Annotated in this window: 23 protein-coding genes; 11 read left to right on the top strand and 12 right to left on the bottom strand. The window is 68.8% G+C overall.

The window, feature by feature from the left end; translation table 11 throughout:
• Nucleotides 1-118: 118 nt before the first annotated feature.
• Nucleotides 119-460, bottom strand: coding sequence for a VanZ family protein (locus tag MZTS_RS15990; RefSeq protein ID WP_192284609.1), 342 nt, complete (start codon nucleotides 458-460; stop codon nucleotides 119-121).
• A 263-nt stretch (nucleotides 461-723) separates the two neighbouring features.
• Between MZTS_RS15990 and MZTS_RS15985 the strand changes: the two genes are divergently transcribed.
• Nucleotides 724-954 (top strand): hypothetical protein, encoded by a 231-nt coding sequence (locus MZTS_RS15985; protein ID WP_192284608.1) that lies wholly within the window; start codon nucleotides 724-726, stop codon nucleotides 952-954.
• A 336-nt stretch (nucleotides 955-1,290) separates the two neighbouring features.
• Nucleotides 1,291-1,560 carry a hypothetical protein gene (locus MZTS_RS15980; protein WP_192284607.1) on the top strand — a complete coding sequence of 90 codons (270 nt, stop codon included), beginning with the start codon at nucleotides 1,291-1,293 and terminating at the stop codon, nucleotides 1,558-1,560.
• Between the two features lie 63 nt (nucleotides 1,561-1,623).
• Here the strand turns inward: MZTS_RS15980 and MZTS_RS15975 are convergent, their stop codons facing one another.
• The 3 genes from MZTS_RS15975 to MZTS_RS15965 form a co-directional block, all read right to left on the bottom strand.
• The gene (locus tag MZTS_RS15975; protein ID WP_192284606.1) at nucleotides 1,624-1,941 is read right to left on the bottom strand and encodes a hypothetical protein; all 318 of its coding nucleotides are present in this window, start codon (nucleotides 1,939-1,941) and stop codon (nucleotides 1,624-1,626) included.
• Between the two features lie 101 nt (nucleotides 1,942-2,042).
• Complete coding sequence (ilvA, locus tag MZTS_RS15970) at nucleotides 2,043-3,575, bottom strand: threonine ammonia-lyase, biosynthetic (protein WP_343068774.1); 1,533 nt, start codon at nucleotides 3,573-3,575, stop codon at nucleotides 2,043-2,045.
• A 92-nt stretch (nucleotides 3,576-3,667) separates the two neighbouring features.
• A complete protein-coding gene (locus tag MZTS_RS15965) occupies nucleotides 3,668-4,159 on the bottom strand; it encodes a PilZ domain-containing protein (protein ID WP_343068773.1) in 492 nt (163 codons plus the stop codon).
• A gap of 538 nt (nucleotides 4,160-4,697) precedes the next feature.
• Between MZTS_RS15965 and MZTS_RS15960 the strand changes: the two genes are divergently transcribed.
• Nucleotides 4,698-4,916, top strand: coding sequence for a SlyX family protein (locus tag MZTS_RS15960; protein ID WP_009863957.1), 219 nt, complete (start codon nucleotides 4,698-4,700; stop codon nucleotides 4,914-4,916).
• Between the two features lie 63 nt (nucleotides 4,917-4,979).
• Complete coding sequence (locus MZTS_RS15955) at nucleotides 4,980-5,288, top strand: porin (RefSeq protein WP_192284604.1); 309 nt, start codon at nucleotides 4,980-4,982, stop codon at nucleotides 5,286-5,288.
• A 220-nt stretch (nucleotides 5,289-5,508) separates the two neighbouring features.
• Here the strand turns inward: MZTS_RS15955 and dksA are convergent, their stop codons facing one another.
• From dksA to MZTS_RS15940, 3 genes are all read right to left on the bottom strand, one after another.
• Entirely contained in the window at nucleotides 5,509-5,928 is a 420-nt protein-coding gene (gene dksA, locus MZTS_RS15950; RefSeq protein WP_192284603.1) for an RNA polymerase-binding protein DksA, read from the bottom strand.
• A 166-nt stretch (nucleotides 5,929-6,094) separates the two neighbouring features.
• Nucleotides 6,095-7,120, bottom strand: a complete 1,026-nt coding sequence (locus MZTS_RS15945; RefSeq protein ID WP_192284602.1) for a hypothetical protein — start codon at nucleotides 7,118-7,120, stop codon at nucleotides 6,095-6,097.
• A gap of 1 nt (nucleotide 7,121) precedes the next feature.
• Complete coding sequence (locus MZTS_RS15940) at nucleotides 7,122-8,495, bottom strand: MBOAT family O-acyltransferase (protein WP_192284601.1); 1,374 nt, start codon at nucleotides 8,493-8,495, stop codon at nucleotides 7,122-7,124.
• Nucleotides 8,496-8,797: 302 nt separating this feature from the next.
• On the opposite strand from MZTS_RS15940, the gene MZTS_RS15935 reads away from it, so the two are divergent.
• Nucleotides 8,798-9,094 carry a GCG_CRPN prefix-to-repeats domain-containing protein gene (locus MZTS_RS15935; RefSeq protein ID WP_192284600.1) on the top strand — a complete coding sequence of 99 codons (297 nt, stop codon included), beginning with the start codon at nucleotides 8,798-8,800 and terminating at the stop codon, nucleotides 9,092-9,094.
• A gap of 75 nt (nucleotides 9,095-9,169) precedes the next feature.
• On the opposite strand, the gene MZTS_RS15930 is transcribed toward MZTS_RS15935, so the two are convergent.
• Nucleotides 9,170-9,607: a flagellar assembly protein FliX gene (locus MZTS_RS15930; protein WP_009861485.1), complete on the bottom strand. Its 438-nt coding sequence runs from the start codon at nucleotides 9,605-9,607 to the stop codon at nucleotides 9,170-9,172.
• Nucleotides 9,608-9,858: 251 nt separating this feature from the next.
• On the opposite strand from MZTS_RS15930, the gene MZTS_RS15925 reads away from it, so the two are divergent.
• The 4 genes from MZTS_RS15925 (at nucleotide 9,859) to MZTS_RS15910 (ending at nucleotide 12,484) form a co-directional block, all read left to right on the top strand.
• A complete protein-coding gene (locus MZTS_RS15925) occupies nucleotides 9,859-10,986 on the top strand; it encodes a flagellar basal body P-ring protein FlgI (RefSeq protein WP_192284599.1) in 1,128 nt (375 codons plus the stop codon).
• Nucleotides 10,987-11,013: 27 nt separating this feature from the next.
• Nucleotides 11,014-11,373: a rod-binding protein gene (locus MZTS_RS15920; protein WP_009866334.1), complete on the top strand. Its 360-nt coding sequence runs from the start codon at nucleotides 11,014-11,016 to the stop codon at nucleotides 11,371-11,373.
• Entirely contained in the window at nucleotides 11,363-11,845 is a 483-nt protein-coding gene (locus tag MZTS_RS15915; protein WP_009866335.1) for a hypothetical protein, read from the top strand. Before MZTS_RS15920 ends, MZTS_RS15915 begins: the two co-directional genes overlap by 11 nt.
• 456 nt (nucleotides 11,846-12,301) lie before the next feature.
• On the top strand, nucleotides 12,302-12,484 hold the full coding sequence (locus MZTS_RS15910) for a hypothetical protein (RefSeq protein WP_210329322.1): 183 nt from the start codon (nucleotides 12,302-12,304) through the stop codon (nucleotides 12,482-12,484).
• A gap of 15 nt (nucleotides 12,485-12,499) precedes the next feature.
• On the opposite strand, the gene flgH is transcribed toward MZTS_RS15910, so the two are convergent.
• The 4 genes from flgH to flgF are packed head-to-tail and all read right to left on the bottom strand — an operon-like array spanning nucleotide 12,500 to nucleotide 15,912.
• Complete coding sequence (flgH, locus tag MZTS_RS15905) at nucleotides 12,500-13,243, bottom strand: flagellar basal body L-ring protein FlgH (protein WP_009865413.1); 744 nt, start codon at nucleotides 13,241-13,243, stop codon at nucleotides 12,500-12,502.
• 50 nt (nucleotides 13,244-13,293) lie between these two features.
• Nucleotides 13,294-14,343, bottom strand: coding sequence for a flagellar basal body P-ring formation chaperone FlgA (flgA, locus tag MZTS_RS15900; RefSeq protein WP_192284597.1), 1,050 nt, complete (start codon nucleotides 14,341-14,343; stop codon nucleotides 13,294-13,296).
• 11 nt (nucleotides 14,344-14,354) lie between these two features.
• The gene (flgG, locus tag MZTS_RS15895) at nucleotides 14,355-15,146 is read right to left on the bottom strand and encodes a flagellar basal-body rod protein FlgG (RefSeq protein WP_192284596.1); all 792 of its coding nucleotides are present in this window, start codon (nucleotides 15,144-15,146) and stop codon (nucleotides 14,355-14,357) included.
• 25 nt (nucleotides 15,147-15,171) lie between these two features.
• A complete protein-coding gene (flgF, locus tag MZTS_RS15890; protein ID WP_192284595.1) occupies nucleotides 15,172-15,912 on the bottom strand; it encodes a flagellar basal-body rod protein FlgF in 741 nt (246 codons plus the stop codon).
• Nucleotides 15,913-16,159: 247 nt separating this feature from the next.
• Here flgF and fliL point away from each other — a divergent pair, with 247 nt between their 5' ends.
• Together fliL and fliM are read left to right on the top strand one after the other, a co-directional pair.
• The gene (gene fliL / locus MZTS_RS15885) at nucleotides 16,160-16,675 is read left to right on the top strand and encodes a flagellar basal body-associated protein FliL (RefSeq protein ID WP_009864662.1); all 516 of its coding nucleotides are present in this window, start codon (nucleotides 16,160-16,162) and stop codon (nucleotides 16,673-16,675) included.
• 56 nt (nucleotides 16,676-16,731) lie between these two features.
• Entirely contained in the window at nucleotides 16,732-17,946 is a 1,215-nt protein-coding gene (fliM, locus tag MZTS_RS15880; RefSeq protein ID WP_192284594.1) for a flagellar motor switch protein FliM, read from the top strand.
• Nucleotides 17,947-17,949 lie beyond the last annotated feature (3 nt).

The raw sequence follows: 17,949 nt of genomic DNA, 5'->3' as shown, positions 1-17,949 counted from the left end.
CCGCAACGTCTACTCGCCCGACGACGCCCGCAGGCAGGGCCTGCGCTATATCGGCGTCGGCGCCCTGGCGCGCTTCGACGACTGATACGGGATCCGCTTGATCAAAGCGGTTCCCCTATCAGGCCGACCGTCGGGCGAGCAGCCGGTGGAGGCCTTGGGCGACAAGGCCGCCGACCAGGGCCGCGCCGCCCTTCACCAGGAAATCGAACAGACGGCCGTGTCGGCTCACGGTCAATCCCTGCGCCGCCTCAAGCGCCCCGGCGAGGATGAGGCCGGCCACGAGCGCCAGCCCCCAGCGCCGGGTATAGGAGAGCACGAGAAGGAAACCGAACAGCCCGTAGGCTCCGGCCCGCTCCAGATTGGGCGAGGTGAGGACGGGCCGTGCCTCGATCGGCGAGAGCGTCACGACGACGAGGCCGAGGGCCACGATCCACGCCATCAGGCGAATGATGGTCAGCATGACGCCCTCGTGCGCAGGGGAGGCGGCGAGGTCAAGCGCGCGGTTTCACGGCAGGAGAGCGGGGCTGCGCCGCCGCCCCTTGCGGGTTCTACCCCGGAATACTGCCGATTTTGCATAAAATGCCCCGCGCATCCCCAATTTGGAGGATGCCCGGACCGTAAATCCGGTGCCTGCTCGGGCGGTCAGGACGCACTGACCGCGAGTCAACCGCGGAGCGCCGAGGGGGCGCCGCTCGCGGCGGTATGCATGTCCGGGGGCGGCTCATGGCCAGGGATGGAGCGGTTCATCCGCGTTGGGTGCTGCGCAGCGACGAGCGACGGTACGGGCGCTATCGCGGTGACAAGGTGATCCGGTGGATCGCACAGCCGACCCTGATCAAGGGTCGCGAGCGCAATCCCGCCGATACGGAAACCGTGGATGGTTCGGACAACCGGGCCGCCCGCTCCCGGCAGAGCGGCTTCACCGGCCTGCGCCTCGTCACCACCGATGCCTGATCGCGGACGCAGCCCGGTGATCTGGGAGCGACGTCACGCGAACCGAAGCTCCGGTGTTGCCGTCTCCAACCGATCGGATCGGAGATAGTATCACCCGCGTCCGGGCAGAACGCGAGCAAGGACCGCACTCCGCGATCCCGAGGGATCGGTCGGACTTGGCATGAGCCGACAACTGTGCTGCGGATCCTTGCTCCAAACCATGGTCAGGCCTTGGCAAGGGTAGGCCTTGGCAAGGGTAGGTCTTGGCAAGGGTAGGTCTTGGCAAGTCTCCATGTGCGGTCCATGCTCGCCTCACGAGAGCCGCCGGGCAACATGGCGGCATCGGAGGATCGCCCCATGCTCGTCGCCAACCGCCTCGTGAAGTCGGCCTGGATCGCCGTCGATGTCACCCAGGAGCGGACCGAGAGGGTTCTCGTCGTCGAGGCCTATATCGCCGTGAGTCCCTTGGAGAAAAATTTCGACGCGCATCGCTACGAGAAGGTCGTGGAAGATGTGCGCCGGGTTCTCTCCGCCCATCCCGAGATCGACCGCGCCTCGATCCTGAGCATGCACCGGGATACCGGCTGCACCGCCCTGTTCCGCAGCCAACCGGCAACGGTCGCCTGATCGTCGGGACACATCGTCCGGGGCGGATATCTCGCCCCCCTCGCCGGACGCCGAGGGTGACGATCAGTCGAGCGGCGCCGCTGCCGGATCGGCGGGCCGCGGCTCGTCCCGCCCGGGATTGCGCAGAGCCGGGGTGACGCTCGTCCCCCGCGCGCCGGTGCCCGCATTGCAGCCGGCACAGATCGACCGGGCCGCGCGGTTGCTGCGCTCGGCGATCTGCCGGTCGAACTCGGCCTGACGGGCAGCGGATTCGGCGGCATCGGGCTGTGACAGAATCGGGACTCCCTCCGGCCGCCCCGTGCCGGCCCGATCGAGCGGGCCGGCCGGAGACGCCGTGACCGGCACGAGGAGAGCCAAGAGGGCAAGGGCAGCCGCACGCATCTGTCGTGCTCCCGTTTCAAACCCTGGGGGATGAGCTGAGAGCGCTCTTTCGCCGAAGCGGAGGCCGGTCCGGCGAAAGAGCGCGCGTCGAAAGATCGGCTCTAACGATGATCGGCGCCGATGCCGTTGTCGAGGAACAGGCGGTAGGCCGGGTTGTCGGTCTCGTCCACGTAAGGGTAGCCGAGGACGTCCAGGGCGGCATCGAAGCGGGCGCGTTCGGAGGCCGGAACCTCGATCCCCGCCAGCACCCGCCCGTAATCCGCGCCGTGGTTGCGGTAGTGGAACAGGCTGATGTTGAACCCGTCGCCGAGGGCCTCCAGGAACTTCATTAGCGCCCCCGGCCGCTCGGGGAACTGGAAGCGGTAGAGCCGTTCGTCGGCGAGGCCCGTGGCGCGGCCACCCACCATGTAGCGCACATGGACCTTGGCCATCTCGTTGTCGCTCATGTCGGCGACGCCGTATCCCGCCTGCTCCAGGCTCGCGATCAGGTCGCGCTTCTCCGCCTTCCCGCCGGGCAGGTTGATGCCGACGAAGATGCGCGCATCGCTCCCCTTGGCGTAGCGATAGTTGAACTCGGTGATCGCGCGGGGGCCGAGGGCGGCGATGAAGGCGCGGTAGGCGCCCGGCCGCTCGGGGATGGTGACACCGAGCAGCACCTCGCGCTCCTCGCCGATCTCCGCTCGCTCGGCGATGTGGCGCAGGCGGTCGAAATTGAGATTGGCGCCCGACGAGATCGCCACCAGCGGTCCGGCGCCGGGATTCTCCGCCGCCCAGGCTTTGGCCCCGGCAAGGCTGAGGGCGCCCGAGGGCTCGGAGATCGCCCGCGTGTCGTCGAAGATGTCCTTGACCGCCGCGCACATCGCGTCGGTATCGACGGTGATCACCGCATCGAGATGCGCGCGGCAGAGGCGGAAGGTCTCCTCGCCCGCCTGCCGCACCGCCACGCCGTCGGCGAACAGGCCGACGCTTCCGAGCGTCACGCGGTCACCCGCCTTGATCGCCTCGGCCATGCAGGCGGCATCGTCGGGCTCGACGCCGATCACCTTGGTGTCCGGGCGCAGATACTTCACGAAGGTGGCGATGCCGGCCGCGAGGCCGCCGCCGCCGATGGGGACGAAGATCGCCTCGATCGGCCCGGAATGCTGATGCAGGATCTCCATGCCGATGGTGCCCTGGCCGGCGATCACCTCCGGGTCGTCGAAGGGATGCAGGAAGGTCAGGCCCCATTGCGCCTCCAGGCGCCGCGCCTCGGCAAGCGCCTCGTCGAAGGCGTCGCCGTGCAGCACCACCTCGGCGCCGCGGGCGCGGCAGGCATCGACCTTGATGGCGGGCGTGGTGCGCGGCATCACGATCACCGCCCGCACGCCGAGCCGCGCCGCGCCGAGGGCCACGCCCTGGGCATGGTTGCCGGCCGAGGCGCAGATCACGCCGCGTTCGAGCTGTTCCCGCGGCAGCGAGGCCATCTTGTTGTAGGCGCCGCGCAGCTTGAACGAGAAGACCGGCTGCAGGTCCTCGCGCTTGAGCAGAACGGGCCGGCCGAGCCGCTTGGTCAAGCGGGGCATCGGATCGAGCGGGCTCTCGATCGCCACGTCGTAGACGCGGGCGGAGAGGATCTTCTTGATGTAATCGGTCACGGGCAGGCTTTCGGCCGCTTCGTCGAGACAGGAGCGAGCCTGGGACTTAGACCTTCCGCCGCCGGGATGCGAGAGCTCAGACGCAAGCCAGATCAGAGCCTGATTCCGGCATGGACCTGCACCGGATCGAAAGGCGTGACGAAGGCGGCGCCGATTCCGTCCCGGAAGACGCGCACCACCCGCGCTGCGGTTGAACCGATGACGATGTGGGCCCCGCGCTCCACCGTATCCTCGATGACGAGAGCCGCCCCGGAGGCCGAGACATTGATCAGCCGGCCGGGGAGAACGCGCCCATCCTCAAGGGTGACGAGCACGTCCCGGTTCACCGGGTTGATCCGGGCATGGAGCCGCCATGCCTCAAGGGGGCGCTCCTGTTCGTGGGCCAGCGCCAGCATCGTGCGCGCGATCTCGCCGCCGCGTCGCCGCGATGTCAGGAGGTGGACGACGAACAGGTGATCCTCGGTGCCGACGACGCGAGCCTCGAATAGGCCGACATAGCGGATGCTACAGGTCAGAACCTGACCGACGGCCGGCATGATCGCCGATCGGAAGGCGATGCCGCTCCAGTAGATGTCCTGGGTCACCGCGTGGAACTCGGCTCGCTCCCGGCTCCGGCAATAGGCGGGCAAGATGAGGGGACGGAGTGTGGCTGACGAGCGATGGATCATGATGAAGTGCGTGATCGGAACGCGATCTGTGCGGCCCATGTCTCAACGAAAGACGGGCTTAACTCCGATCGAATTGAATTTTCTTCTTCATAAAAAATTTACCGCGCAATTATCTGCGACGATCATCTGCACAGCCCAGCGCTCTTTCAGATCAGAGATCCCGCACGAACTTGATAGCCAAATCCCATCGAATCGATCCCCGCGTTCCACGCGTCAAACGCGGCAATGAGTTTGACTTTTATAGCCTTCCTTCGGCGACGATCACGGAATTCCGCTCCCCCGGGCCGGGAAGCATCGCGTCGGATGACGCTGCGAGCCGATCTCTGCCGCGCCCGATACACATCCGGTCTGGACGGCTCCCTCCAGCAAAAAGCCTGGACAAATATCCGGCTTCGCGGCGGCGGCGTTCGGGAGACGGTTGTCACGGTCCCGCCCGGCGGAGCATGGTCGGGCGATGACCGATCTGCCGCACGACGACGACCGAATCGCACGCCTGGAGATCAGGTTGACCGAGCAGGAATCGGTCATCGACGATCTCAACGCGGCGATCACCGCGCAATGGGCGGTGATCGACCGGCTGTCCCGGCAGCTCGCCCGGTTGCAGGAACAGGTCGAGGAGAGTGCGTTTCGTGTGGCGAGCGGTGCGCCCGAGCCGCCTCCGCCGCATTACTGACGCCGGGCGATTCTAGGCCAGCACGGAGAATCGGCGAAGCACAGGGATCGGGGAGCGGACGGGATGAGAAAGACGGCAGGCGCTCTCGGCCTGTGCTTGGCACTGGCGCCGCCTTGCGCGGATGCGTTCGAGCGCGCGCCACTTCCGTCCGAGGCGGCAATGGAGCCCTGTCCGCGCGAGGGTATCGGCTTCGTCCGCATCCCGGGCACCACGACCTGCATCCGCCTGTCGGGCCGGGCTTCGGCCAGCGTCGATGTCGGCACATACCGGACCGAGACACCGGTTCAGAGCCGCCTCTCGATCGACAGCCGCAGCGAATCAGGCCTCGGTCCGGTGCGCAGCTTCGTGCGGATCGACGTGGGTCGACGATAGCCAACCGCATGCTTCCGTTGCCGGCTCGATGCCGGCCGGGTCACGGCCCGCCTCAGTGAAGCCTCGCGAGGACGACCGAGAGACGCTCACCGCGCGGTCTCTTATCGAATCGGCGGATCCCTTCGGGATGGCGAGTTCGGACGTCGCTCAGGCGCCGCGCGGGCTGAGCGATACGGGAGCCGCTTTGATCGAGCGGATCCCGTATGACCGGAAAACCCGATCAGTCGTCGCGGTAGACGCGCTCGCGGCGCTCGTGCCGCTCCTGCGCCTCCAGAGACAGCGTCGCGATCGGGCGCGCATCGAGCCGCTTGAGCGAGATCGGCTCGCCGGTCTCCTCGCAGAAGCCGTAGGAGCCGTCCTCCAGCCGGGAGAGGGCCGCATCGATCTTGCTGGTCAGCTTGCGCTGGCGGTCGCGGGCGCGCAGCTCGATCGAGCGATCCGTTTCGGACGAGGCACGATCGGCAAGATCGGGATGGTTCTCGTTCTCGCTTTGGAGCGCACTGAGCGTATCCTGCGCCTCGCGCAAGATTTCGCTCTTCCAACTGAGCAGCTTGCGCCGGAAATACTCCCGCTGCCGCTCATTCATGAAGGGCTCGTCTTCGGAGGGCCTGTAGCCGTCCTCGATCGTGACCTTCGCCATCGCTTTGTCCTCGCGCTCCCTGCCGGTCAGCGGCGATCTTCGGCGAGGCTATAATCGAGGCGGGCAAGCTCTACAACGCGCGGATGCCGCCTTAAGCACTCTCGCTTGAAAAGCTGGTACGATGCGGCAAAGACGACACGCTCAAGTGGGCCCTCCAAATAGGCCCTCATGGCGCAAGGCTCCCTTGCAGCCGGCGCAGGGCGGCGGCGATCTCGTCGGCGAGGGGGCGCGCCAGGCCGTGCCGGTAATGGGTCTGGTCGAAGAACAGGGCCGGGTCGTGCAGGGCCGGGCGCTCGCGGCGCCCGTCGACGAGGGCGCTGCGGGCATGGCGACCGAGGGCAGCGGCCATGGCGCCCCGGCAGGCCGCCTCGGCCCGGTCGCGCGCCGTGCCGGGTCGCGGCAGGCCGGCGGCGTAGACCGGCGGAAACACCATGACCACGGCGGTCTCCGGGGGGAGGGCGGCCAGCACCGTGGCGAGGCGGTCGGCGGCGGGAAAGGACGGCCCGGCCTTGCCCGGCGTCGGCTCGTCGGGAACCGGCGTTTCGCGGGCGACGCGGAAGCGTTCCCCGTCGAGATCCCCGAGCCTGAGGTAATCCGGCTCGTAATCCCACCAACCATCCGCCCGAGCCCGCTTGCGGCGGCTGCCGAGAATCCACGACACGCGCCCCACCACCTCCTGGGCGACGGAGAAGCGCAGGAGCCCGCGCAGATAGGCGAGGGGATCGTGGCTGTAGAGCCAGAACGGGAACGGCTTGTCGTTGGGCAGGGCCGGGTCGTCGATGCACCAGAAATCGTCCACCGAGAGGACGATCGCCTTCGGTGCCGGATGGTGGCGCAGGAACCACGCGAGCAGGGCGAGCTGCTCCCCCGGCCCGGTGGCGGGCACCGAGAGCTGCACGAAGGGGATGCCGGTCGCGGCCGTCAGGCGCTCGGGCTCGACGAGCTGGATATGGGAATTGCCGAACACGGCGCCCTCGAAGGCCGGGTCGCGCCCGCGCAGGGCGGCGGCGGTGCGCGGGCCCTGCGGCCGGATCGCCCCGGCGGAGAGGAGCGTCGAGCGCCCGCTGTCATAGGGATCGACGAGGATCGCGAGGGCGAGGTAACCGGCGAGCAGACCGATGGCGGTGCGGGCGAACAGCCGGGCGAACCGCGCCCAGTTCCGCTCCCCGACGCTGATGGAAGGACGCTCCATCTCAGAACTGGAAGTAGATGAATTCATAGTTCGCATCGTCGCCGATCTTGAGGACGACGACGACGAACAGCAGGGCGAAGGCCGCCGCCAGCAGCCGGCTCGGCGGCAGGCGGTGGACGGCGTTCCAGGCATTCGGCCCGAGGATCGCCACCGCGGCGGCGATCAGGATGGTGCGCCACTTGAAGCCTGACCCAGCCGGCGCGAGCCCGATCAGCCCCTTGTAGATCGCGAGCGCGGCGTCGAAGGTGGCGGCGCGGAACAGCACCCAGGTCAGCATCACGAAGGCGGCGGTGAGCGCCCAGCCGACGAGATGCGGCAGCCGCCCGCCGGCCCGGTGCCACAGCACGCCCGCCCCGAGGCCGAGGCCGTGGGCGGCGCCCCAGGCGACGAAGGTGAGGCCGGCCCCGTGCCAGAGGCCGCCCAGGGTCATGGTGGCGAACAGGGCGGCGAGCTGGATCGCGAGGCCGCGCCGGTTTCCGCCGAAGGCGATGTAGAGATAATCGCGCAGGAAGCGCGACAGGGTCATGTGCCAGCGCCGCCAGAAATCGCGCAGCGAGGTCGCCCGGTAGGGCACATCGAAGTTCTGCGGCAGCACGATCCCGAACAGAAGGGCGATCCCGAGCGCCATGTCGGTGTAGCCGGAGAAGTCGAAATAGATCTGGAAGGTGAAGCCCAGCGTCGCCTGCCACGCCTCGGCGACGGTCACGATCTTGCCGGCAGCGGCGGCCTGGAAGACCGGATTGACATAGGCCGCGAGCGGATCGCCCAGAAACACTTTCTTCGCGAGGCCGACGGTGAGCAGCATCAGCCCGCGCCCGATCCGCTCAGCCGCATCGGGCCGGGCGTAGGGCCGCTCCTCGAACTGGTGCATGATCTCGCTCCAGCGCACGAGCGGGCCGGCGAGCACCTGCGGGAAGAAGGCGATGTAGAGGGCGTAGCGGGTGAGCCCGAAGGAGGGGGCGCGTCCCGCCCGCAGATCCGTCAGGTACATGATGTGGTGGAAGGTGAAGAACGAGATCCCGAGCGGCAGGGCGAGATCGGGCCGGGGCAGGGCGAGGCCGGGGATCAGGTTCGCGAGGTCGGCGAGGAAGCCGAGATATTTGAAGGCCGCCAGCACCGCGAGGTTGCCCGCCAGCGCGGCCGGAAACAGCCAGCCGCTGCGGTCCCGCGGCAGCACCCGCGCCACCAGCCAGTTCACGCCGATGGAGCCGGCGAGCAGCGGCAGGAAGCGCCAGTCCCACCAGCCGTAGAACACGAACGACAGCAGGACGAGCAGGGGCAGCCGGGCCTGCGGCCGGTAGCGCTCGGCGGCGGCGTGCAGCAGCAGGGCGGCGGGCAGGAAGGCGAGCAGGAAGACGAAGGAGTTGAACAGCATCGCGGCGCGGTACGAGTCCCTTCGAGCCAGCGAGATCGGCGCGCACCCGCTCGCGCGGCGCGACTTGTCGGGGATCGAAGCGGGACCGTCAATGCCGGCGACCGGTGGGAAAGCAGAGTGGCGGGTGCTTCATCACACCGCATCCCGCGCCAGAACGGCGCCTCATGGCGATGCGGCGAAGGTTCTTCGCAAGAACCCCGCTGCTGGCATCGCGTTAAGAACCCGGTCAGGTCCGGTTCACCTCACGAGACCTAGCCTTCCTCATCGGCCATTGGTTTCGGCCCGAACGGAGAAATCGTAAGATGATGCACGCGAAGGCGTTCGCATTGGCTGCGGTGATCGCCGGCAGCCTCGGTGTGGCGGGAAGCGCCCAGGCGGCCCCCCTGAGCCCCGCTCCCCTCGCAGCGGCGACGGACAATGCGCTCGTGGAGCGCACCGCCGGCGGCTGCGGGCCCGGCTTCCATCCCAATCCCTGGGGCATCTGCCGCCCGAACTTCTACGGCCCCCGGCGCTACTGGGGTGGTCCCTACGGCTATTATCGCCCGCGGCCGGTCTACCGGCCCTACGGCTATTACCGCCCGCGTCCCTATTACTGGTGAGCGGCCGGGCCGGATCTCGCGAAGAGGTCCGGCCCTTTTTTCGTCTGGATCGTCCTCCCGGCGCGAGGCCCGTCCTCAGACGCCCCGCGCGGCGTCGAGCTTGGCGAGTTCCACCGCCACCCGCAGCTCGATCTCGGCCACGAGCCCGTCGAGGCGCGGATCGCCGCTGTCCGGCATCCGCTCGGCAAGGCGGCCGGCGATGGCCTGGAGGTCGCGCGGCGCCACCCGGCCGCCGATCAGCGCGGCCTTGAGCCGGTCGAGCCCGTCGAGGAGGTCGTGTCCCCGCTGCACCGAGCGGCGGCGGCGCTCCTTCTGCGCGTCGGCCCCGTCCTGTCCCTGCAAGGTGAGAATGGCGTCGAGCCCGGCGAGCATTCCGGTCTGGCTCGCGCCGGCGGTCGCGGCGCGCGGCGTGTCCGGCCCGGTCGGGGCGAAGGCGCCCGGTGCGGTGGCGGCGCGGCGCGGGGCGCCGACGGAACTCGCGGCGGCGGCGGCGAAACGGGGATCGACGCGCATATCGGTTGAAGACCTTTCGCGCGGGGCGATGGACGCGGCCCGCCGATGACACACAGATCTGCCCTCATGGTTAAGCACGGGTAAACGACCCGGCAGAAGCTGCCGCCCCGGCAGGAAACGACCGGCCCTGCGCCGGCCGCCGACCCGTCCGCTCCCGGAAGAACCATAGCATTTTCAATGCAATACGCTTTGGCATGACGCTGGCAAGGATCGGTCCGGCGCCAGACGCCGAAACCGGTCACCGATGTCCGATGCTGCTGCCTCGTTCCCGCCTCTCCCGCCACCTGATCGCGGCGCTCGCCTGCCTCGCCGCCCTGTTGCCGGCCCAGGCGGGGGCGCTGTCGCGGGTGAAGGATCTCGCCAGCGTGGAGGGTGTGCGCACCAACCAGCTCGTGGGCTACGGCATCGTCGTCGGCCTCAACGGCACCGGCGACACGCTCAACAACATCCCCTTCACCAAGCAATCCCTGCAGGCGATGCTGGAGCGGCTCGGCATCAACACCCGGGGCGCGACCATGCGGACGCAGAACCTCGCGGCGGTGATGGTGACGGCCAATCTCCCGCCCTTCGCCACCCAGGGGACGCATATCGACGTCACCGTCTCCTCCCTGGGCGATGCCAAGTCGCTGCAGGGCGGCACCCTGGTCGCGACCTCGCTGCTGGGGGCCGACGGTGAGATCTACGCCCTGGCGCAGGGCTCGGTGGCGATCGCCGGCTTCGCGGCGGAAGGCGAGGCCGCCAAGATCACCCGCGGCGTGCCGACCAACGGGCGGATCTCCAACGGCGCGCTGATCGAGCGCGAGATGGCATTCAAGCTCAACGAGGCGCGCTCCCTTCGCCTGTCGCTGCGCAACCCCGATTTCACCACCTCCAAGCGGATCGCCTCGGCGATCAACGACTTCATGGGGGCCGACACCGCCGAGCCGACCGACCCGGCGACCATCACCCTGCAGATCCCGGCCAAGTATCGCGGCAACATGATCCGCCTCATCACCGAGGTGGAGCAGCTCAAGGTCGAGCCCGACCAGACGGCGCGGGTGGTGGTGGACGAACGCTCCGGCATCATCGTGATGGGCCGCGACGTGCGTGTCTCCACCGTCGCCATCGCCCAGGGCAACCTCACGGTGACGATCACCGAGCAGCCGATGGTGAGCCAGCCGGCGCCCCTGTCGAACGGACAGACGGCGGTCGTGCCCCGGACCGGGGTGAAGGTCGATACCGGCGACGGCAACAAGCTCGCCCTGGTGAAGGAGGGCGTGAGCCTGCGCGAGCTGGTCGACGGCCTCAACGCCCTCGGCGTCGGCCCCCGCGACCTGATCTCGATCCTTCAGGCGATCAAGACGGCCGGCGCGCTCCAGGCCGATATCGAGCTGATGTAATTTCTCATCCGAAGCGGAGACCGCGCCATGCTGCCCCTCGCAACCTTCGCCGCCTCGGCGGCCGTCGGCGTCGGCAAGAACCTGCTCAACACGTTGGCCAAGACCGACACCGACACTATGGACACCGCCAAGGCCGCCGCCTCGGCCAAGGCCCGCAAGACCGCCGACGATTTCGAGAAAATGTTCCTTGAGGACAGCCTGGAGAAGCTGACCCAAAGCGAGGGCACGGAGGGGCCGCTGGGCGAGAACGGCACCGGCGGCGGCGTCTGGCGCTCGATGCTCACCAAGGAATACGCCAACGCCATCGTGAAGACCGGCGGCGTCGGCATCAGCAATCAGGTCTATTCCGAGATGATGCGGATGCAGGAGGCCGGGCATGGCCGCTGATCCGGCAGCCCCCCTGCGCCTGACCGACCGGCCCTCGGCCCTCGCCTTCGTCCAGGGGCTGCTCGCCACCATGGACGCGCTGGAAGCGGTCCTCGCCCGCGAGAGCGACGGCGTGCGGGCCGGGCGCATCGCCCAGGCCCTGGCGGAAGCGGCGCCGAAATCCGACCTCGCCGCCGCCTACATGAACGGGCTGGAGGCGGCCAAGGCCAACGCCATCGCGCTGGCCCGCTTCGCGCCCGAGGGGCTGGAGGCGCTGAAGGTGGCCCAGCACCGCTTCGCCGCCGTGGTCGAGACCAATCAGCAGGTGCTCGCCACCGCCCGCACGGTGTCCGAAAGCCTGATCAAGACGCTGGCCGAGGAGATCGGCAAGGCGCGCACCCCCACCGTCTACGGCCGCCCCTCCCATTCGCCGTCCCCCTACGGCCGGGGCGCCGGCCAGAGCGGCCCGCTGGTGCTGTCGCGCAGCCTGTAACGGCGAGCCCATCCAATCCGGTGCCGCTGCGGTTTGGCGACGGCAGGCCGGTCCTATGGGTGTGAAGCGACCGGGACGGCAGCACCTCGCGACACGATCCGGTGTCCTTGCCGCCGTTCAAGCCTGCACAGCTTGACGAGATCCGGCGCGCGGCGCGACCTGACGCGCTTCGTTCGACACATCGCCATGACAGATCGGGCAGGGCAGTCCCGTCATCGCTGAAGCGCAAAGCGCCCCGGACGTCGGAGGACTGTCCAGAACCGGCCTCGGCGCCCGAAAGCGCGGACCGTCTTCACTATCCGAAAGACAGAGACCAGCAAGGATTTCCGTCTTATCGTGAAGCTTGACCGCCATGACAATGAATTCGGTCGGTTGTTTACAATGTTGCGACCGATCTAATGGCGCGGAACTTTTATTGAGCGTGCCACTTGCCCCCGAACACAATCATCGGAGGAAATGGCCGTGTCGAACGACGTGCTTATTCCGCTGCTCGCCATCGTCACCATCGTTCTGGTCGCGGCCTTCGCCATCTGGCAGCGGGGACGGGTGGCGCAGTCGAAACACGACCCGCGCCGCTCCAGCTTCGTCCAGACCCATGGCGAGGCGCCGCGGGAGAACCGGCCCGGCACCGAGCATTGACCGAGAGCCGTCCGTTCAGAACGGCAGCAGGATATCGACGAGCTGCTGGCCGTAGCGCGGCTGCTGCACGTCGGTGATCTGGCCCCGGCCGCCATAGGCGATGCGGGCCTGGGCGATCTTGGTCGAATCGATGGTGTTGTCGGATTCGATGTCCTCGGGGCGGACCACGCCGGCCACGATCAGCTCCCGCACCTCGAAATTGATGCGGATCTCCTGCTTGCCCTCCACCACGAGGTTGCCGTTGGGCAGCACCTGCGTGACGACCGCTGCGACGTTGGTCGTCACCGTCTCGGCCCGCTGCACCGAGCCCGCGCCGTCGCTCGACGAGGTCGAGGTGCCGTTCAGAAGCTTGTCGGCGCTGATCCCGGCGGCAGCGACGCCGGCATTCTTCTCCAGGCCGAAGGCATTGGGCAGGCCGAAGCCCTCCGCGTTGGTGCGGGAGCGCTTGGTCTCGTTGTTGAGGTTGGCCTTGTCGGTCACGTTGACCTTGACGGTGAGCAGGTCGCCGATCCGGGCTGCGCGCTGATCCTTGAAGAAGGCCCGCGAACCGGTGCGCCACAGGGAGTTCGGTGCGTAGGAGACGGGCTGGATGTCGGGCATCGCCATCCGCACCGGCCGGTAGCCGGGCTGGGCGGTCGGGTCCTCGATCGCCGAGAGCGTCGGCGTGGCGCCGACCTGCGAGAGGCGGTCCACGGTGTTGCAGGCGCCGAGCGGGGCGAGGGCGAGGATCACGGCGAGGCGGGGCAGGCGAGCGGTCATCGGAAAGGGTCCGCGCTGACGTAAACAGGGAAGGGGCGGAGGGGCCGGCCTCACGGGGCCGCGCTGGCCTGAAGAACCGGCTGGGGCTGCGGGGCCGGGCTCACCGAGACCCGGCCGGGCCCGACCACCACCGCCTGGAGCACCTTCTTCGAGGCACTGTTGGTCACCGAGACGCTGGCGCCGAGCCGGCCGTTCTCGTTGGCGATGCCGCGCATCGACAGGGACACGCCGGGCGTCTCGAACACGATGTTCACGCTCTCGCCGCGGGCGACGAGATCGGGGGGCGCCACGTCACCGGAGCGCAGGACCGAGCCGGCGCTCAGGGAGCGCTGCGCCACCTGACCGGCGATCAGGCCCGGCGCGCCCTGCGCATCGGACGGCACGGCGTCGCGCGGGCGGCGCTCGATCGTAAGGTCGGCGCCGGCAATCGCCTCGCCGCGGTTGAGGCTGCGGGTCAGCACCGCCACCTCGCGGGTCTCGACGGCGACGCCGCCGACCCGCAGGGAGGCTTGGCGTTCGCCGAGGACGATCAGGCCGGCGACCCGGCGCGACCGGGGCTCGTAGGTCACGTCGACCGCCGCCGCCTGCCCGTCGAGGTCGAGGGGGGCGAGCAGGACCGGCGCCTCGCCGTCGAGCCGCACCGAGACGGATTTGGCATCGAGGCCGTAGCCAGTCTCCAGGGCGCGCTTCAGGGCGGCCTCGATCTCCGGCGGCCCGACCCGGCGGGCGGCGCGCTGCACCGTGACCTGCACCCGGCCGCCGCTCTCGATCCCGGTCAGGCCGAGGCCGGCCGCCGCCTCGACGATGCGCCGGGCCTGGATCGTGCCGACCGCCCCGAGGGCGGGCGCGCGGAACAGCGGGCGGTTCGCGAGCTCGGCGGGCGCGCCCTCGACGAGGTCGCCGAGGCTCAGGGTGTCGCCGCGGGCGGTGACGTCGCCGCGCAGCCGCAGCGGGTTGCCGGCGGCCATCAAGGGCAGGGCGAACAGCGCCATCGCGACGAAGGCGGCGAGGGCGACCAGGGTCCGGCCGATCACGCCACGGGAGAGCGGGGTCACGGCCAGCGGGGCGGAGCGGCGGAGCGGGCGGAGGGCGTGGGTCATGGCGCGCGTTCTCAGCCGCGGAACATCTGCGAGGTGGTGGAGAGCATCTGGTCGGCGGCGGTGACGACCTTCGAGTTCATCTCGTAGGCGCGCTGGGCCGCGATCAGGGACGAGATCTCGGTGACCGCGTTGACATTGGCCTCTTCGAGATAGCTCTGCTGCAGGCTGCCGAAGCCCTCGGCGTTGGGCAGGCCGGTGATGGCGGGGCCGGAGGCGGCGGTCTCGACGAAGAGGTTGTCGCCGATGGATTCGAGGCCGACCTTGTTGACGAAGCGGGCGAGCTGGAACTGGCCGAGCGCCTGCGGCGCGGTCTGGCCCGGCAGGGTCGCCTGGACCGCGCCGGTCGCCGAGATCGTCACCGAGGTGGCGGTGTTGGGCACGGTGACGCCGGGATCGAGCAGGTAGCCGTCGCGGGTGACGAGCTGCCCCTGGGAATCGAGGTCGAAGGAGCCGTCGCGGCTATAGGCGGTGCGTCCGTCGGGCAGGCGAACACGGAAGAAGCCCTCGCCGCGGATGGCGACGTCGTAATCCTTCTCCGTCTGGGTCAGCGAACCCTGGGTCATGACCCGGGCCGTCGAGGTGGTCTTCACGCCCGAGCCGAGGGCGAGGCCGGCGGGGAGGATCGTGTTCTGGTCCGAGGTCGAGGAGCCGGAGCGGCGCAGGTTCTGGTAGAGCAGATCCTGGAAATGCACCTGCTGGCGCTTGTATCCGGTGGTGCGCAGGTTGGCGATGTTGTTCGAGATGACCTGGACGTTGAGTTCCTGGGCCGCCATGCCCGTGGCGGCGGCGTAGAGGGCGCGCATCGGAATCTACCTTCCAGCCAAACGATCAGGCGACATCGGCGAGACGGCGAATCGCCGTGCCGCGCAGATCGTCGAGACGCGAGATCACGCTCGAGACCATCGCGTAGGTGCGGTTCACGTCCATCAGCCGGGTCATCTCCACCACCGGCTTGACGTTGGAGCGCTCCAGCGCGCCCGGTTCGAGGTGCTGGCCGGGGCCGGCGGGCCGGGCCGGGGCCTGCGACGAGAACAGGTTGGCGCCCTCGGATTGCAGAGCCTGCGGATTGGCGAAGGTGACGATCCGCAGCCGGCCCCGGATGCCGAGATTGGTCGAGACCGTGCCGTCCGGGGCGATGGAGAGACCGGTTTCCTGCTGGCCGATGGTGATCGGGCCGCCATCGCCCTGCACGGCGTAGCCGTCGGAGGTGACGAGATTCCCTTGCGGGTCGAGCTCGAAGGCGCCGTTGCGGGTGTAGCGCGGGCCCTGCGGCGTCTGGACGGCGAGGAACGCGTCGCCGCGCAACGCCACATGCATCGGGTTGCCGTCGGCCTCCACCGGCCCCTGGGACAGGTCGAGGGGGGTGCCGTTGTCGATCACGTAGGAGACGCGCCGGTCGGGCCGCTGGAAGCTGTCGGCCGAGGCCACCGGCATCAGATATTCCTGGAAGCGCGCGGAGCGCGCCTTGAAGCCGGTGGTCGAGGCATTGGCCATGTTGTTGGCGATGACGTCGAGTTCGCGGGCGAGCGCGGCCTGGGCGGAGACTCCGACGAAGAGCGCGTTCTGCATGGGGTGCCTCGGATGACGGCGACGGTTCGGCCCTACCTCCGCAGGGCCCGTGCCAATCCGGGCCACTCATTTTTTGCTCGCCATAGCAGAGACTTACCACGAAATTGCCGCTTCCGTGGGCCGGTACGGTCCGGCCCCGGCGGCAAGTCCGACCCGGCAAGTTCTGCCTGCTTAACCGAGGGTTAACCACGTCGGACGAGAACGGAGGCGAGGGGATTCGTCCGCCGGGAGCCACGACGAGCAGACCATGGCCAAGAAGCCGAAAAAGGTGTCCGAGGCCGAGGGCGAAGAGGGCGGGGCCGAGGCTCCGAAGTCCAAGAAGAAGCTCATCGTCATCGCGGCGGCGGCGGTCCTGCTGCTCGGCGGCGGGGGCGGCTTCTTCTTCATGAAGAACAAGGCGGCCCATGCCGATGCCGGCGAGCACGGGGCCGAGAAGGCCGAGCCGAAGGCACAGGCCGTGTTCCTCGACATGCGCGACATGCTGGTCAACCTGAGCCCCGATCCCGGGACGCCCAAGGCCAACATCCTCAAGCTGCGCGTCTCCCTGGAACTGAAGGACGCCAAGGCCGAGGCGGCGGTCAAGCCGCTGATGCCGCGGGTGGAGGACACCTTCCAGACTTACCTGCGCGAACTCCGGGCGAGCGACCTCGCCGGCTCCGCCGGCATGTACCGCCTGCGCGAGGAATTGCTGAGGCGGGTCAACATCGCGATCCATCCGGCCAAGGCCGAGGCGGTGCTGTTCAAGGACGTCATCGTCCAGTGAGCGGGCACGCCCCGTCGAAGCCGATCTCCCCGACAGCCTGACAGCGCGACACGACCATGACCGGACCCGAAGACGAACTCGAGGACGATTGGGCGGCGGCCTTTGCCGAGCAGGGCGAAGGCGGTGGCGACGCTTCCCTGGCGGAGGAGTGGGGCGCGGCCCTGGCCGAGCAGGGGACGACCAAGAGCGCGGGCGACGTCGCCGCCGAATGGGCGACGATGATCGAGGATGGGGAGACCGAGAATCTCCCCGAACTCGCCGGCAACGACCGTATCCTGAACCAGGACGAGATCGACGGCGTCCTCGGCTTCTCCTTGCGCGAACTCTCCGCCTCCGGCGCGGGGGGCGTGCGCGCCATCGTCGATTCGGGCGTCGTCCAGTACGAACGCCTGCCGATGCTGGAGATCGTCTTCGACCGGATGATCCGGTTGCTGTCGACCTCCCTGCGCAACTTCTTCCAGGACAACGTCGAGGTGACCCTCGACAACATCACCTCCGTTCGCTTCGGCGACTACCTCAACGCGATCCCGCTGCCGACCCTGCTCGGCGTGTTCAAGGCAGACCCTTGGGAGGGCTCGGGGATCGTCACCGTCGAGCAGACGCTGGCCTATTCGACCATGGACCTCCTGCTCGGCGGCAAGCGCGGCGGCTCGTCCAGCCGGCTGGACGGACGCCCCTTCACGACCATCGAGATGAACCTCGTGCGGCGCCTGATCGACATCATCCTGTCCGGTCTCGAATTGTCGTTTCAGCCGCTGTCGCCGGTGCGCTTCGGCATCGACCGCCTCGAGACCAATCCGCGCTTCGCCACTATCACCCGTCCCGGCAACGCCGCCATCCTGATCAGCCTGAAGCTCGACATGGACGGGCGCGGCGGCGGGATGCAGATCCTGTTTCCCTACGCGATGGTCGAATCGATCCGTGACCTGCTGATGCAGAGCTTCATGGGCGAGCGGCTCGGGCGCGATCAGGTCTGGGAGAGCCACCTCGCCACCGAGATCTGGCAGGCGGATCTGGAGATGGAGGCGGTGCTCCACGAGGTGACGCTGCCCCTGAAGCGGGTGCTCGGCCTCAAGGTCGGCGATACGCTGATGTTCGACCGCAAACCCACGGACCTGATCACGGTCCGATGCGGCGACTGGGCGCTGACCCAGGGGCGGATCGGCCGGATCGACGACGCCATCGCGGTTCAGATCGCCCGGCCGCTGCGACAGTCCCGCACCACGCTGCAGGCCTACGAGATCTCGATGCAGAACCGGAACGACGGGTGACCG

Origin of the sequence: Methylorubrum zatmanii, assembly GCF_014845115.1 — a bacterium.
Classification (GTDB): Bacteria; Pseudomonadota; Alphaproteobacteria; order Rhizobiales; family Beijerinckiaceae; genus Methylobacterium; species Methylobacterium zatmanii.
Note: the sequence above shows the minus strand (reverse complement) of the source record. Positions and strands in the feature narration are given on the sequence as shown.

Bases quoted from the DNA above. Each gene is read 5' to 3' on its own strand.
- MZTS_RS15910 (WP_210329322.1), top strand. From the start codon at position 12,302: ATGGCCGTGTCGAACGACGTGCTTATTCCGCTGCTCGCCATCGTCACC.
- MZTS_RS15940 (WP_192284601.1), bottom strand. From the start codon at position 8,495: ATGCTGTTCAACTCCTTCGTCTTCCTGCTCGCCTTCCTGCCCGCCGCC.
- MZTS_RS15915 (WP_009866335.1), top strand. From the start codon at position 11,363: ATGGCCGCTGATCCGGCAGCCCCCCTGCGCCTGACCGACCGGCCCTCG.
- dksA (WP_192284603.1), bottom strand. From the start codon at position 5,928: ATGGCGAAGGTCACGATCGAGGACGGCTACAGGCCCTCCGAAGACGAG.
- flgH (WP_009865413.1), bottom strand. From the start codon at position 13,243: ATGACCGCTCGCCTGCCCCGCCTCGCCGTGATCCTCGCCCTCGCCCCG.
- MZTS_RS15955 (WP_192284604.1), top strand. From the start codon at position 4,980: ATGAGAAAGACGGCAGGCGCTCTCGGCCTGTGCTTGGCACTGGCGCCG.
- MZTS_RS15920 (WP_009866334.1), top strand. From the start codon at position 11,014: ATGCTGCCCCTCGCAACCTTCGCCGCCTCGGCGGCCGTCGGCGTCGGC.
- fliL (WP_009864662.1), top strand. From the start codon at position 16,160: ATGGCCAAGAAGCCGAAAAAGGTGTCCGAGGCCGAGGGCGAAGAGGGC.
- MZTS_RS15985 (WP_192284608.1), top strand. From the start codon at position 724: ATGGCCAGGGATGGAGCGGTTCATCCGCGTTGGGTGCTGCGCAGCGAC.
- MZTS_RS15990 (WP_192284609.1), bottom strand. From the start codon at position 460: ATGCTGACCATCATTCGCCTGATGGCGTGGATCGTGGCCCTCGGCCTC.
- MZTS_RS15975 (WP_192284606.1), bottom strand. From the start codon at position 1,941: ATGCGTGCGGCTGCCCTTGCCCTCTTGGCTCTCCTCGTGCCGGTCACG.
- MZTS_RS15930 (WP_009861485.1), bottom strand. From the start codon at position 9,607: ATGCGCGTCGATCCCCGTTTCGCCGCCGCCGCCGCGAGTTCCGTCGGC.
- fliM (WP_192284594.1), top strand. From the start codon at position 16,732: ATGACCGGACCCGAAGACGAACTCGAGGACGATTGGGCGGCGGCCTTT.
- flgG (WP_192284596.1), bottom strand. From the start codon at position 15,146: ATGCGCGCCCTCTACGCCGCCGCCACGGGCATGGCGGCCCAGGAACTC.
- MZTS_RS15945 (WP_192284602.1), bottom strand. From the start codon at position 7,120: ATGGAGCGTCCTTCCATCAGCGTCGGGGAGCGGAACTGGGCGCGGTTC.
- MZTS_RS15935 (WP_192284600.1), top strand. From the start codon at position 8,798: ATGATGCACGCGAAGGCGTTCGCATTGGCTGCGGTGATCGCCGGCAGC.
- MZTS_RS15960 (WP_009863957.1), top strand. From the start codon at position 4,698: ATGACCGATCTGCCGCACGACGACGACCGAATCGCACGCCTGGAGATC.
- MZTS_RS15980 (WP_192284607.1), top strand. From the start codon at position 1,291: ATGCTCGTCGCCAACCGCCTCGTGAAGTCGGCCTGGATCGCCGTCGAT.
- flgF (WP_192284595.1), bottom strand. From the start codon at position 15,912: ATGCAGAACGCGCTCTTCGTCGGAGTCTCCGCCCAGGCCGCGCTCGCC.
- flgA (WP_192284597.1), bottom strand. From the start codon at position 14,343: ATGACCCACGCCCTCCGCCCGCTCCGCCGCTCCGCCCCGCTGGCCGTG.
- MZTS_RS15925 (WP_192284599.1), top strand. From the start codon at position 9,859: ATGCTGCTGCCTCGTTCCCGCCTCTCCCGCCACCTGATCGCGGCGCTC.